This is a genomic window from Terrabacter sp. NPDC000476, from assembly GCF_040300125.1.
Taxonomy (GTDB): domain Bacteria; phylum Actinomycetota; class Actinomycetes; order Actinomycetales; family Dermatophilaceae; genus Terrabacter.
Window position 1 is genome coordinate 465,181 of sequence record NZ_JBEPDF010000002.1, and the last position, 13,136, is coordinate 478,316.

13 protein-coding genes are annotated in these 13,136 nt (G+C 73.6%); 8 read left to right on the top strand and 5 right to left on the bottom strand.

What is annotated here, in order from left to right:
* Nucleotides 1–95: 95 nt before the first annotated feature.
* The 8 genes from ABT295_RS14645 to ABT295_RS14680 all read left to right on the top strand — a co-directional run bounded on the left by ABT295_RS14645 (nucleotide 96) and on the right by ABT295_RS14680 (nucleotide 6,948).
* Nucleotides 96–1,649, top strand: a complete 1,554-nt coding sequence (locus ABT295_RS14645) for a molybdopterin-dependent oxidoreductase (protein WP_352395139.1) — start codon at nucleotides 96–98, stop codon at nucleotides 1,647–1,649.
* A 113-nt stretch (nucleotides 1,650–1,762) separates the two neighbouring features.
* Nucleotides 1,763–2,440 carry a fasciclin domain-containing protein gene (locus ABT295_RS14650; RefSeq protein ID WP_352395140.1) on the top strand — a complete coding sequence of 226 codons (678 nt, stop codon included), beginning with the start codon at nucleotides 1,763–1,765 and terminating at the stop codon, nucleotides 2,438–2,440.
* 85 nt (nucleotides 2,441–2,525) lie between these two features.
* Complete coding sequence (sigK, locus tag ABT295_RS14655; protein WP_352395141.1) at nucleotides 2,526–3,128, top strand: ECF RNA polymerase sigma factor SigK; 603 nt, start codon at nucleotides 2,526–2,528, stop codon at nucleotides 3,126–3,128.
* Nucleotides 3,125–4,039, top strand: coding sequence for an anti-sigma factor domain-containing protein (locus ABT295_RS14660; RefSeq protein ID WP_352395142.1), 915 nt, complete (start codon nucleotides 3,125–3,127; stop codon nucleotides 4,037–4,039). The genes sigK and ABT295_RS14660 overlap by 4 nt, the downstream gene beginning before the upstream one ends.
* A gap of 124 nt (nucleotides 4,040–4,163) precedes the next feature.
* A complete protein-coding gene (locus tag ABT295_RS14665) occupies nucleotides 4,164–4,664 on the top strand; it encodes a hypothetical protein (protein WP_352395143.1) in 501 nt (166 codons plus the stop codon).
* Nucleotides 4,661–5,314, top strand: coding sequence for a vWA domain-containing protein (locus ABT295_RS14670; protein WP_352395144.1), 654 nt, complete (start codon nucleotides 4,661–4,663; stop codon nucleotides 5,312–5,314). The genes ABT295_RS14665 and ABT295_RS14670 overlap by 4 nt, the downstream gene beginning before the upstream one ends.
* Before the next feature lie 107 nt (nucleotides 5,315–5,421).
* Nucleotides 5,422–6,363 carry a phosphotransferase enzyme family protein gene (locus ABT295_RS14675; RefSeq protein ID WP_352395145.1) on the top strand — a complete coding sequence of 314 codons (942 nt, stop codon included), beginning with the start codon at nucleotides 5,422–5,424 and terminating at the stop codon, nucleotides 6,361–6,363.
* 30 nt (nucleotides 6,364–6,393) lie between these two features.
* Nucleotides 6,394–6,948, top strand: a complete 555-nt coding sequence (locus ABT295_RS14680; protein WP_352395146.1) for a hypothetical protein — start codon at nucleotides 6,394–6,396, stop codon at nucleotides 6,946–6,948.
* 60 nt (nucleotides 6,949–7,008) lie between these two features.
* On the opposite strand, the gene cobA is transcribed toward ABT295_RS14680, so the two are convergent.
* The 5 genes from cobA to ABT295_RS14705 form a co-directional block, all read right to left on the bottom strand.
* A complete protein-coding gene (cobA, locus tag ABT295_RS14685) occupies nucleotides 7,009–8,232 on the bottom strand; it encodes a uroporphyrinogen-III C-methyltransferase (RefSeq protein ID WP_352395147.1) in 1,224 nt (407 codons plus the stop codon).
* Nucleotides 8,220–9,539 carry a sulfate adenylyltransferase subunit 1 gene (locus ABT295_RS14690; protein ID WP_352395148.1) on the bottom strand — a complete coding sequence of 440 codons (1,320 nt, stop codon included), beginning with the start codon at nucleotides 9,537–9,539 and terminating at the stop codon, nucleotides 8,220–8,222. Before ABT295_RS14690 ends, cobA begins: the two co-directional genes overlap by 13 nt.
* Nucleotides 9,540–9,612: 73 nt before the next feature.
* Nucleotides 9,613–10,614 carry a sulfate adenylyltransferase subunit CysD gene (cysD, locus tag ABT295_RS14695; protein WP_352395149.1) on the bottom strand — a complete coding sequence of 334 codons (1,002 nt, stop codon included), beginning with the start codon at nucleotides 10,612–10,614 and terminating at the stop codon, nucleotides 9,613–9,615.
* Nucleotides 10,611–11,360: a phosphoadenylyl-sulfate reductase gene (locus ABT295_RS14700; protein ID WP_352395150.1), complete on the bottom strand. Its 750-nt coding sequence runs from the start codon at nucleotides 11,358–11,360 to the stop codon at nucleotides 10,611–10,613. Before ABT295_RS14700 ends, cysD begins: the two co-directional genes overlap by 4 nt.
* Nucleotides 11,357–13,075 carry a nitrite/sulfite reductase gene (locus ABT295_RS14705; protein ID WP_352395151.1) on the bottom strand — a complete coding sequence of 573 codons (1,719 nt, stop codon included), beginning with the start codon at nucleotides 13,073–13,075 and terminating at the stop codon, nucleotides 11,357–11,359. Before ABT295_RS14705 ends, ABT295_RS14700 begins: the two co-directional genes overlap by 4 nt.
* Between the last annotated feature and the right edge of the window lie 61 nt (nucleotides 13,076–13,136).

The window sequence follows — 13,136 nt, forward strand, 5'->3', positions numbered from 1 at the left end:
GTTGGCGACGGGGGGCTCGTTGGCAAGGGCCGTGTCGAGCCTTGCCCCCGAGCGCGCACACATCCGGAGTGCGGTGCGGCGACGAACCACCGGACATGATCCGCCTCCGACACGCCCTCAGCGGGATCCTCGCCGCCGTGGCCGGCATCGCCGCCGGCCACCTGACCGCCGGCTTCCTCGACCCCGCCTCCTCTCCGGTGCTCGCCATCGGGTCGACGGTCATCGACCTCACCCCGACACCGGTCAAGGAGTGGGCGATCGCGCACTTCGGCACCAACGACAAGCTCATCCTGCAGGGGTCCGTGCTCGTCGTGACCCTCGCGCTGTCCGCCCTGGCCGGGCTGCTCGCCCGCCGCCGGCTCGCCTTCGGCATCGGCTTCATCGTGCTGCTGACCGGGCTCGCCGGGGCTGCCGCCCTCAGCCGGCCCACGGCCGGCGTGCGCGAGGCCGTGCCGGCGCTCGCCGCGATGGCGGTCGGCGTCGCCGTGCTCGTGCTGCTGGTCCGGCGCGTGGCCGTGCCGACCCACCCGTCCGACGCCCGAGCCGACGCCCCCGACGAGGGGGACACCGCGGACGGCGCCCCCCGGACGACCGGTACGAGCCGCCGCGGCTTCGTCGGCGCCGCCCTCGGCGTCACCGCGCTCTCCGTGCTCGCCGCCGCCGGTGGCCAGCTGCGTGCGGGCGCCCGGTCGCTCAAGAAGATCGTGCTGCCGAAGCCCGCGGACGCCGCCAAGGCGCTGCCCACCGACCTGGCCGGCACGGTGCCCGGCATCTCGCCGCTGCGCACCCCGACCGCGAAGTTCTACCGCGTCGACACCAACCTCGTCGTGCCCCAGGTCGACGCCGACAGCTGGACCCTCGAGATCGACGGCATGGTCGAGAAGCCCTTCTCGATCACCTTGCAGGAGCTGCTCGCGATGCCGATGATCGAGCGCGACATCACGATGACGTGCGTCTCGAACGAGGTCGGCGGCGGCTACGTCGGCGCGGCCCGCTGGCTCGGCGTGCGCCTGACCGACGTGCTCGACCGTGCCGGCGTCAAGGGCTCGCCCGACCAGCTGCTCAGCACCGCGGTCGACGGCTTCACCATCAGCACCCCGCTCGATGTCGTCCGCGACGGTCGCGACGCGATGATCGCCGTCGGCATGAACGGGGCGCAGCTGACCGACACCCACGGCTTCCCGGCGCGCCTCATCACGCCCGGCCTCTACGGCTTCGTCGGTGCCACGAAGTGGCTGACCAAGCTGACCCTGACGACGTATGCCGCCGAGCAGGCCTACTGGACCAAGCGCCAGTGGGCGACCGACGCCCCCATCAAGACGAGCGCCCGCATCGACACCCCGGCACCGCTCTCGACCGTTAAGGCCGGCTCCATGGCCATCGGTGGGGTCGCCTGGGCACAGCACCGGGGCGTCGGCAAGGTCGAGGTCAAGATCGACGACGGCCCCTGGCAGGAGACGAAGCTCGGCCCTGCCGTCAACGTCGACTACTGGCGGCAGTGGTACCTGCCGTGGGACGCGAAGCCCGGCCTGCACCGCCTCGCCGTGCGTGCCTTCGACAACGAGGGACGCGCGCAGCTCACCGAGCGCGCGACGCCGTTCCCGAGCGGCTCGAGCGGCATCCAGGAGGTCGTCGTGACCGTCGAGTGAGCCCTGCCCCGAAAGTCGCCCGAAAAAAGTTCTCCGACAAGCCAATCCGGTTCCCCATGGGCACCGAATCCCACATGACCGTGCACCACCCAGCCACCCAAGGAGTGACTGACATGAAGACCCTGAAGACCCGCACCGGCCTCGTCGCCCTCGCGATCGCCCTCCCCCTGAGCCTCGCCGCCTGTGGCAGCTCGAGCGACAACACGTCCGCCGGCGCCGGCAACACCCCGGCCGCCACGTCGTCCGACTCGATGACGAGCTCCGCCCCGATGGACACCCCGTCCGACACGATGACCTCGTCCGAGTCGATGGACGCTGCCTCGGCCGTCTTCGGCTCCGGCTGCGCGGCCGTGCCGAAGAGCGGCGCCGGCTCGTTCAACGGCATGGCGACCGAGCCCGTCGCCACCGCCGCGAGCGCCAACCCGCTGCTCTCGACGCTCGTCACCGCCGTCAAGACGGCCGGCCTCGTCGACACCCTCAACTCGGCTCCCGAGATCACCGTGTTCGCGCCGGTCAACGACGCCTTCGCCAAGATCCCGGCCGCCGACCTCAAGAAGGTCCTCGCCGACAAGCCGACCCTCACGAAGATCCTCACGAACCACGTCGTGGCCGGCAAGATCGCGCCGGACCAGCTCGCGGGCGACCACAAGACCCTCGCCGGCACGACCATCACGGTCAAGGGCTCGGGCGAGGACTTCACCGTCGGCAAGATGGACGCCAAGGTCATCTGTGGCAACGTCCCGACCGCCAACGCGACCGTCTACATCATCGACGGGGTCCTGATGCCCTGATCGGTCCCCGACCGATCACGACTCAGCACGACCGATCCACACCTGGGTGACGCACAAGAGGGCGAGGGGCGACACAATGGACCGCATGTCACGGTTCTCGGTGGTTCCCTCCGGCGACGACTCGCCGGAGGGCGCCACCCGCCCTGCGTCGCTCGAGCAGCTGCTCCACCGGTCTGCGACCGGTGACGAGTCGGCCTTCGCCGAGCTCTACGACGCCGTCTCCGCCCGGCTCTTCGGACTCGTCCGGCGGGTCGTGCGCGACCCGGCCCAGTCCGAGGAGGTCACCCAGGAGGTCTTCCTCGAGATCTGGCGGCACAGCGCCCGCTTCGACCCCGCCAAGGGCGGGGCGTTGTCGTGGATGCTGACGATCGCCCACCGCAAGGCCGTCGACCGCGTGCGGTCGGCGGAGGCAGCCCGCAACCGCGACATCGGTTACGGCACCAGCCACCAGGACGTCAGCCATGACTCCACGTCGGAGGCCGTCGTCGAACGGCTGGATGCGGAGCGGGTTCATCAGGCCCTGGCGACGTTGACCCAGGCACAACGGCAGGCCCTCGAGCTGGCCTACCTCTCCGGCTACACCCACACCGAGGTGGCGACGATGCTCGACCTTCCTCTGGGAACGGCCAAGACACGTATCCGTGACGGATTGATCAGACTACGAGACACGCTGGGGGTGACACTGTGAGCGAGGACATCCACGCTCTCTCCGGTGCGTACGCGGTGGACGCCCTCGACGACGTCGAGCGGGCCCGCTTCGAGCGCCACCTCACCGGCTGCTCCGCCTGCCGCGCCGAGGTCGAGAGCCTCGTCGCCGCGGCCGTGGAGCTGTCGGTGCTGACGGAGGTGGCACCACCGCCGTCGCTGCGCGCCAAGGTGCTCGCCGACATCGCGAACGTCCGCCCGCTGCCCCCGCTGTCGGTGCCGGAGCCCGCCACGGGCGACGAGGCCGACGGGACGCAGGTGGACCGCATCCCGGCGGGGCTGCCCGCCGGCCCGAAGCCGGAGCCGCAGCCGGAGCCCAGTGCACGCATCCCCGGCACCCGGACGCCCTCACCGTCCGAGGGCGCACCGCAGGGTCCGGCCGGCCCCGCGACCGTCGCCCCCCTCGACGACCACCGCCGGGCTCGCAGCGCCAGCAGCGCCCGCGGCTTCTCCCGTGGGTGGCGCGTGCTCGTCGCGGCGGCCACCGTCGCGGTGCTCGCGGTCAGCGGGTTCACGATCTGGCGCCAGGTCAGCACCTCGCCGTCCAAGGCCCTCGCCGACCAGGTGCTCGCGGCTCCCGACGCCACGCGCACGGTGCAGCAGCTCCCCGGCGGCGGCACCGCGACGGTCGTCCGTTCGGGCTCGCTCAACCAGGCCGTGCTCGTCACGTCCGGCATCGCGAACCCGCCCAGCGACAAGGTGCTGCAGATGTGGCTGCAGGACCCCACCGGCCACATGACCTCGGCGGGGCTCATGCCGGGCGGCGGCGACCAGGTGGTGCTGCTCGCCGGCGACGCGAGCCACGCCAAGGGTGCCGGCGTCACCATCGAGCCCGGGCCCAGCGGCTCCGACCAGCCGACCACGAGCCCGATCGCCTTCATCCCGTTCGCCTGACGACGTCCCCACCGAGCCACACCGAGTGCCCAGCCCCCGTCGGGTGCTGGGCACTCGTGCGTCGGGACGACGGCACCGCGGCGCAGGTATTGCGCCGCCGCAGTTGGTGCGGCACGCTGGAGTGATGCAGGACGACACTCGCCCGCACCCGACCGACTCGACCGACCCGACCGACCCGACCGCCGTGCCCGACGACCTGAGCGGTCCGCACGCGGGCGCGTCGGTCGAGGCCGTGCGGGCCTCGATCGAGGCGGCCGCGACGGCGCTCGCCGCCTCGGACCCGGCTCGGCCGCGTGAGGCCCTGCCGCTGCTGCGCCGTGCGCAGGAGCACCTCACCGCGGCGATCGACGAGGCCATGGCGGCCGCGCTCGTCGCCGACGGCAGCACCATCCGCACGACGGGCGCCCTCGCCGGGCTCTCCGAGAACGCCGTGGGGCCGCGCCTGGCGCGCACGAGGCTGCTCGCCGCCTACGGCACCGAGGCCGGACGCGTGACCGCGAGCGGGGTCGAGCGCGCGCGCTACGACCTCGAGCAGGGACGGCACCGCGCGACGCCGGCGCCGACCGACCCACCCGCGCCGATGCGCTTCCGCGCCCGGCGACCCAGCGCAGGAGGCACGCCATGACCGACCCGACCCTCACCCACCTCTACTTCCTGCTCGACCGCAGCGGCTCGATGCACTCGATCAAGGGCCACACCGAGGGCGGCTTCGACGCCTTCGTGGCCGAGCAGCGCAGCCAGCCGGGCCGCTGCGTCGTCACCCTCGCGCAGTTCGACGACCGCTACGAGGAGGTCTACCGGGACCGGCCCGTGGAGGACGTGCCGCCGCTGCAGCTGCAGCCGCGGGGCAGCACCGCGCTGCTCGACTCGATCGGGCGACTCGTCGGGGAGGCGGGCTCCCGCCTCGCCGCCCTGCCCGAGGAGCAGCGCCCCGGCGTCGTCATCGTCGGGATCATGACCGACGGCCACGAGAACGCGTCGCGCGAGCTGACGCACGCCCAGGTCAAGGCGATGATCGAGCACCAGACCACCGACTACGGCTGGCAGTTCCTCTACATGGGCGCCGACCAGGACGCCATCGAGGTCGGCTCCAGCATCGGGGTCTCCGCCGCCAACTCGATGACCTACAGCCGGGGCCGGGTGGCTGCCGCGATGGCCGCCACCTCGCGCAACGTCGGCCGCACGCGCTCGGCGGTCGCGGGCGGCGCCTCCGTGGAGCAGGCCGCGAAGCTCATCGCCTTCGACGACGACCAGCGAGCGGCCGCCCGCGACTGACCCGCACGCCGCGCCGGCCGGGGTACGTTGACGGCATGAGCGACGTGTCAGGGGGCACCCGGTCGGGCGCTGCCGCGAGCGCGACGGCCTGAGGCGCGGGGTCGCGCGTGCTCACCGCCGACGCAGCCGGGGCCGTCGCGCGCGCCTACGGGCTTCCCGGCCCCGCACGCCTCACCGGCCCCGCCGCCCGGGGCCAGCTCGGCCAGGTCTGGCGCCTCGAGACCGGGGCGGGCCGCCATGCCGTCAAGGAGTGGTTCGCCCGGCCGGACCCCGAGACGGCCGCCCGCGACGCCGACCTCAGCGACGCCGCCCGGGCGCAGGGCGTGCTGACGCCCACCGTCGTGCGCACGGCCGACGGCGCCGTCGCGACGGTCGTCGAAGGCACGGCCGTGCGCGTCTTCGAGTGGGTCGACCTGCGGCCCCCGAGCCGCCACCTCGACCCCGTGGCCGTCGGGCGTGCCCTCGCCGGGCTGCACCGGGCGGGTCCGCCGAGCGACGAGCCGGTCGACAACTGGTTCTCCACCGGCTTCGGCGAGGAGCGCTGGCGCGAGCTGCACGCCCGGGTGGCCGCCGAGGGCGCACCCTTCGCCGGCGAGCTCGGCGCGCTCGTCGACGACCTCGTGGCCGTCGAGTCGGTGCTCGAGCCGCACGCCTCGCCCATCGTGTGCCACCGCGACCTCTGGGCCGACAACGTGCTCGCCACGACCGACGGCCGGGTGTGCGTGCTCGACTTCGAGAACCTCGGACCGGCGGACCCCAGCCAGGAGCTCGCCATGGTCCTCTTCGAGTTCGGCGACGACGACCCGGCGCGCGCCCGGCGCCTCAACACCGCCTACGTCGACGCCGGCGGCCCCGGGCGGGTGCTGCGGCGCGGTCACTTCACGATGCTCGTCGCCGAGCAGGCGCACATCGGCCAGCTCGCCTGCTCGCGCTGGGTCGGGGCGAGCAGCGCGACCGAGCGCGAGCGCCTCGCGGCCTGGTTCCGCGAGATCCCCGACGACCCGGTCACCCTGCCCCGCATCGATCGCGTGCTCGCGGCGGTGCGCTGATGCCGGGGGCGCGCGGCCTAGGGTGAGCCCGTGACCAACGTCGGACGCATCATGCTCGCGCAGCTCCGGTCGATCGGCTCGCGCAACGCCTGCCTCGCGGCCGGTGACGTGCCCGGCGGCCCGTGGCTCACCCGCGGCGGACGCACGTACCGCACCGGCGCGGGCGGCAGCACGAGCGCGGCGGTCGAGCGGGCCCGGGCGGCCCGGTCGGTGACGAGCGTGCGCGCCTACCAGGAGGTCGGCCGGGCCGACCTGTTCGTGCAGGTCATCCCGTTCGCGTCCGACGAGGACGCACGCGCAGGGCTGGCCGAGCTGCGCGCGCTGCCCCGCACCATGCCGCGCAGCAAGGGCCTCACTGACGTCGGAGAGCTGCGCGCCGCGGTGGCGCCCGAGGTCGCCGGCACGACGCGCGTCGAGGCGGCCGAGCAGCCGTTCGTGCTCGACGGTGAGCACTGCCGCACGCTGACGCTGTGGTGCGCGGCCGGGCGCACCGTCGTCGTGGCCGCCCTCGGCGGCCGGGCGGAGGCGGTGCGCTGGCCGGAGCTGGCGCAGGTCGTCGAGGCCCAGGTCGTGGCGCTGGCCTGAACCCTCGACCCGCCCTCCGGCCGCGAGTCGTCGTCGAGCGAGGTGCGGGTCAGTCGCGCGTCAGTCGCGGGTCCAGTCGGGTCCGAGGCGCACGACGTCGCCCACGACGACGACCGCCGGCGCCCGCACCCCCCGCTCGGCCGCGACGGCCGCGATGGTCTCGAGCGTGCCGACCGTCGTGCGCTGGTCGGGCGCGAAGCCCCGCTCCACGACGGCCACCGGGCAGTCGGGCGCGCGGCCGTGCTCGACGAGCAGCTGCGTCGTGCGGGCGAGCGCGGTGACGCCCATGAGGAGCACGAGCGTGTGGTCGCCGCCCGTCGGCAGCGCCGGCACGTCCTCGTGCCCGGTCACGACGGTGAAGCCGCGCGCCACCCCGCGGTGCGTCACGGGGATGCCGGCGGCCGCGGGCACCGAGACGGCGCTCGTGACACCGGGCACCACCTCGACCGCGATGCCGTGCGCCTCGCACGCCAGCCGCTCCTCGCCCCCACGACCGAGCACGTAGGGGTCGCCGCCCTTGAGCCGGACGACGCCGAGCCCGCGCTGCGCCTCCTCGACGAGGATGTCGTTGATCCGCGACTGCGGCACCGGGTGGTGCCCCGGCGTCTTGCCGACGTCGATGACGCGCACCGAGGCGGGCAGCCGGTCGACGACCGCCCGGGGCGCCAGCCGGTCGACGACGACGACGTCGGCGGACGCGAGCAGCTCGTGGCCCCGGGCCGTGAGGAGGCCGTCACTGCCGGGACCACCCCCGACGAGGGCCACCCAGCCGGCGGCCGGACGCGTGCGACGCAGGTCGAGGGCGCCGGACGTGAGCGCGCGCTCCACCCCGTCACGCACCGCCACGGACAGCCCGGGGTCGCCGGCGGCATACGTCGCGACGGTGACCCGACCGGCGGGCGTCGTGACGTCGGCGCGGGCGGTCGTGCTCGCGGTCGTGGTGGCGGCGTCGGTGGCGTCGATGCACCACGTGCGCTGGGACTCGGCGTCGTCGGCCACCTCGCGGTCGATGCTGCGCTCGCCGGTGGCGGTGTGCACGAGCCAGGCGCCGTCGAGGTCGGCCGGGCCGGCGTAGTCGCGCTCCAGCCACTCGACGCGCCCGGCGCGGACGAGGTCACGGAGGTCCTCGCAGACCCACGGGGCGACGACGCGCACGCGCGCGCCCTCGTCGACGAAGCCGTGCACGCGGCGGGCGGAGACGGGACCGCCACCGACGGCGACGACGAGCCGCCCCGTGAGGTCGAGGACGACGGGCAGGGCGCCTCGGGGGCTCAGATCTCCCACTCCTCGTCCCCCTCGGGCCGGGTCGGGGCACCGGCGGCGGTCGGGAGGGTGGCCCCGACCATGCCGGCGGCGACGGTGCGCCCGTCGTGCGCGTCGATGAGCAGGAACGAGCCGCCGCGCCGCGATGCCGAGTAGTTCTCGACGGGCAGGGGCGAGGCGAGTCGCAGGGTGACGAGCCCGATGTCGTTGAGCGCCAACGACTCTGCCGCGACGGCGTGCAGGCCGTCGAGGTCGAGGGCGCCGTCGAGCGAGCGGACCGCGGTCTGCACGGTGCGCGAGCCGTGCTTGAGCAGCAGGCGCTGCCCGGGGCGCAGCGGCGCGTCGCCGAGCCAGCAGACGACGGCCGCGATGTCCTGCGTCGGCTCCGGGGCCGACGTCGCGGCGGCGATGACGTCGCCCCGCGAGATGTCGATCTCGTCGGCGAGCCGCAGCGTCACCGACTGCGGAGCGAACGCCTCGTCGAGAGAACGGGATCCGAGGTCGATGCCGGTCACGGTCGTGCGCCGGCCCGAGGGGAGCGCGACGACCTCGTCGCCCACCCGCACGACGCCCGAGGCCACCTGGCCGGCATACCCCCGGTAGTCGACGTGCGCCGCGTCGCGGGCCGCGCCCTGGGGGCGGATGACGAGCTGGACCGGGAGGCGGAACGCCTCGTTCGCCGGGTCGTCGGACGGCGGCAGGCCCTCGAGCAGCTCGAGCAGGCTGGGACCGGAGTACCACGGCGTGCGCGCCGAGCGCTCGGCGACGTTGTCGCCGTCGAGGGCGCTGACGGGGATCGTCGTCGCGTCGACGACGCCGAGCTCGCGCGCCACGGCCTGCACCTCGGCCTCGACCCGCTCGTAGGCCTCCTGCGAGAAGTCGACGAGGTCGATCTTGTTGACCGCGACGACGACGTGCGGCACCCGCAGCAGCGCCGTGACGGCGAGGTGGCGGCGGGTCTGCTCGAGCACGCCCTTGCGGGCGTCGACGAGGAGCACGACGACGTCGGCCGTCGAGCTGCCGGTGACCGTGTTGCGCGTGTACTGCACGTGCCCGGGGCAGTCGGCGAGCACGAAGGAGCGGGTGGCCGTGGCGAAGTAGCGGTAGGCGACGTCGATGGTGATGCCCTGCTCGCGCTCGGCGCGCAGGCCGTCGGTGAGCAGGGCGAGGTCGGCGCCGGTGAGGCCGCGGTCGCGGCTGACGCGCTCGACGGCGGCGAGCTGGTCGGAGAGCACCGACTTCGTGTCGTGCAGCAGGCGTCCGACGAGCGTGGACTTGCCGTCGTCGACGGAGCCGGCCGTCGCGAGGCGCAGCAGCGTTGCAGACATCAGAAGGTTCCTTGTCTTGGGGTCCCCGCGAAGTATCGGAGCGAGGAACGAGCGGAGAGCTTCGTGGGGGTGTTCAGAAGTAGCCCTCCTTCTTGCGGTCCTCCATGGCGGCCTCGGAGATCCGGTCGTCGGCGCGGGTCGCCCCGCGCTCGGTCAGGGTCGAGGCGGCCACCTCGACGACGATCTCGGCGTTGGTGCGGGCCGGTGACTCGACGGCTCCGGTGCACGACATGTCGCCGACGGTGCGGTAGCGCACGAGGCGGGTCTCGACGGTCTCGTCGTCGCGCGGCCGGCTCACCGGACCGACGGCGAGCCACATGCCGTCGCGCTGGAAGACCTCGCGCTCGTGGGCGTAGTAGAGCGGCGCGAGGGGGATGTCCTCCCGCTCGACGTAGCGCCAGATGTCGACCTCGGTCCAGTTGCTGATCGGGAAGACGCGCACGTGCTCGCCGGGGCGGTGCCGGGGGTTGAAGAGGTTCCACAGCTCGGGGCGCTGGTTCTTCGGGTCCCACTGGCCGAACTCGTCGCGGAGGCTGACGATGCGCTCCTTGGCGCGCGCCTTCTCCTCGTCGCGGCGGCCGCCGCCGAAGAGGCCGTCGAACCGGTGCTCGGCGATGGCGTCGAGCAGCGGCATCGTCTGGAGCGGGTTGCGCGTGCCGTCGGCTCGTTCGCGCAGCCGCCCGTCGTCGATGTAGTCCTGCACGCTCGCGACGACAAGGCGCAGGCCGAGCCGCTCGACGGTCTCGTCGCGGTAGGCGATCACCTCGGGGAAGTTGTGGCCCGTGTCGACGTGGAGCACCGGGAAGGGGATCGGCGCCGGCCAGAACGCCTTGGCGGCGAGGTGGAGCATGACGACGGAGTCCTTGCCGCCGCTGAAGAGCAGCGCGGGCCGCTCGAGCTCGCCGGCCATCTCGCGGATGACGAGCATCGCCTCGGCCTCGAGGGCGTCGAGCTGGGTCAGCCGACGGTCCTCCGCCCCGGGACGGTGGGCCGCTGCGCTCGGTGAGTCCGGGGCGCCGTCGAGCTCACGCGGCGGGATCGTCCGGGCTGCAGGGGGGTTCACGGTCGTCGTCATGTGTGGAGTCCGCACTCGGTCTTGGCGAAGCCGGCCCAGCGGCCGGCACGGGGGTCCTCGCCGGGCGCGACCCGGCGGGTGCACGGCTCGCAGCCGATGGAGGGGTAGCCGTCGGAGAGCAGCGAGTTGACCTCGACGCGGTGCTCCTCGGCGTAGGTGATGACGTCGTCGAACGTCCAGGCGGCGATGGGGTTGATCTTGACGAGGCCGTTCTTCTCGTCCCAGGAGACGAGGGGCGTCTCGGCACGGGTCACGGCCTCCTCGCGGCGCACGCCCGTCACCCACGCCTCGTAGGCACCGAGCGTCCGCGCCAGGGGCTCGACCTTGCGCATCTGGCAGCAGAGGGCGGGGTCACGGTCGTGCAGGCGGGGGCCGTATGCCGCGTCCTGTTCGGCGACGGTCAGCTCGGGCAGGACGTTGACGAGGGTGATCGGCAGGTCCTCGGCGACGATGTCGCGCGTCACGAGCGTGTCGGAGAAGTGGTAGCCGGTGTCGAGGAAGAGCACGTCGACGCCGGGCGCGAAGCGCGAGACGACGTGGGGCAGCACGGCGTCGGCCATCGAGCAGGCCACGGCGAGCGTGCCGCCGAAGTGGAAGGCCGCCCAGGCCGCGACCTCGTCGGCGGTCGGCTCGCGCTCGGGGTCGGCACCGAGGGTCGCGTCGAACTCGTCGACGAGCGCCCTGAGCTCGGACTCGGGACGCCGCCGGCGGGGGACGGTGGGGGTGGCGAGGTGGACTGCGGTCACAGGAGGGCTCCTTCGTCGGCTCGACGGGTCCACGCGGAGAAGGTCTCGGCCGGCTCGCGCTGGTCGAGGAAGGTGCGCACGACGCGCTCGACGTAGTCGGGCAGGTCGTCCGCCGTCACCTTGAGGCCGCGGACGGTGCGGCCGAGGCCGGCCTCGTCACGGTCGACGGACGCGAGCCCGCCGCCGAGGTGCACCTGGAAGCCGGGCACCTGCTCGCCCTCGATCGTCACGAGCTGGCCCTTGAGGCCGATGTCGGCCGTCTGGATGCGCGCGCACGAGTTGGGGCAGCCGTTGACGTTGAGGCTGATCGGGGTGTCGAGCTGCTCGGTGACGTCGGCGAGCCGCTGCTCGAGGGCGGCGATCGTCGTCGCGGCCGTCGCCTTCGTCTCGACGATGGCGAGCTTGCAGAACTCGATGCCGGTGCAGGCCATGGTGTGCCGGCGGAACGGGCTGGGAGCCGTGCTGAGCCCGAGCTTCTCCAGGCGCGAGACGGCCCCGCGCACGAAGCGTCCCGGCACGTCGAGCACGACGAGCTTCTGGTGCGGGGTGAGGCGCAGCCGGTCGGAGCCGACGTGGGCCATGAGGTCGGCGAGCCCGCTCAGGACGTCGCCGCTGATGCGCCCGACGACCGGGGCCGCACCGATGTAGCGGTTGCCGTCCTTCTGCAGGTGGACGCCGACGTGGTCACCCGGGCCGGTCGCCCGGGCGGGCGGGGGCCCGTCGGGCAGCTCGCGGCCGAGGTACTCGTCCTGGAGCACCTGGCGGAACTTCTCGGCGCCCCACTCGGCGAGCAGGAACTTGAGGCGCGCCTTGTTGCGCAGCCGGCGGTAGCCGTAGTCGCGGAAGATCCGGATGACGCCGTGCCAGACCTCGGCCGCCTCCTCGGGCCGCACGAAGACGCCGACGCGCTCGGCGAGGCGGGGGCTCGTGGAGAGGCCACCGCCGACCCAGAGGTCGTAGCCGGCACCGAGCTGCGGGTGCACGACGCCGACGAGCGAGATGTCGTTGATCTCGTGGACGACGTCGAGGCTCGGGTGGCCGGTGATGGCCGACTTGAACTTGCGGGGCAGGTTGGCGAGCTCGGGGTCGCCGACGTAGAGCCCGAGGATCTCGTCGATGACCGGCGTCGGGTCGATGATCTCGTCCTGCGCGACGCCGGCGAGCGGGCTGCCGAGGATGACGCGCGGGGTGTCGCCACAGGCCTCGGTCGTCTGCAGGCCGACGGCCTCGAGGCGACGCCAGATCTCCGGCACGTCCTCGACGCGAATCCAGTGGTACTGGATGTTCTGCCGGTCGCTGATGTCGGCCGTGCCACGCGCGAACTCGTGGCTGATCTCGGCGAGGACGCGCAGCTGCGCGAGGCTGACCGCGCCGCCGTCGAGGCGCACCCGGAGCATGAAGTACTCGTCGGACAGCTCCGTGTCGTCGAGCTGGGCCGTGCGACCGCCGTCGATCCCGGGGCGGCGCTGGGTGTAGAGCCCCCACCAGCGGAACCGCCCGGAGAGGTCCTCCGGCGGGATCGAGCCGAAACCCTCCTTGGCGTAGACCTGCTCGATGCGCTCGCGGACGCCGAGGCCGCCCTCCTGCTGCTTCCACACCTCGTTGGCGTTGAGCGGCTCGGCGCCGTCGACCTTCCACTGCCCGTTGGAGCGGCCCGGGCGGGGCGGACGGGTCGCCGGGCGGGCGTCCGGGCTCGAGGTGTCGGTGACGGTCATGTAATCGAATGTATAACCGCGCCTTATCCACGCCCAAGGGGGTCCAGACTTCGACCCTTTC

Bases quoted from the DNA above. Each gene is read 5' to 3' on its own strand.
- ABT295_RS14645 (WP_352395139.1), top strand. From the start codon at position 96: ATGATCCGCCTCCGACACGCCCTCAGCGGGATCCTCGCCGCCGTGGCC.
- ABT295_RS14650 (WP_352395140.1), top strand. From the start codon at position 1,763: ATGAAGACCCTGAAGACCCGCACCGGCCTCGTCGCCCTCGCGATCGCC.
- sigK (WP_352395141.1), top strand. From the start codon at position 2,526: ATGTCACGGTTCTCGGTGGTTCCCTCCGGCGACGACTCGCCGGAGGGC.
- ABT295_RS14665 (WP_352395143.1), top strand. From the start codon at position 4,164: ATGCAGGACGACACTCGCCCGCACCCGACCGACTCGACCGACCCGACC.
- ABT295_RS14670 (WP_352395144.1), top strand. From the start codon at position 4,661: ATGACCGACCCGACCCTCACCCACCTCTACTTCCTGCTCGACCGCAGC.
- ABT295_RS14690 (WP_352395148.1), bottom strand. From the start codon at position 9,539: ATGTCTGCAACGCTGCTGCGCCTCGCGACGGCCGGCTCCGTCGACGAC.
- cysD (WP_352395149.1), bottom strand. From the start codon at position 10,614: ATGACGACGACCGTGAACCCCCCTGCAGCCCGGACGATCCCGCCGCGT.
- ABT295_RS14705 (WP_352395151.1), bottom strand. From the start codon at position 13,075: ATGACCGTCACCGACACCTCGAGCCCGGACGCCCGCCCGGCGACCCGT.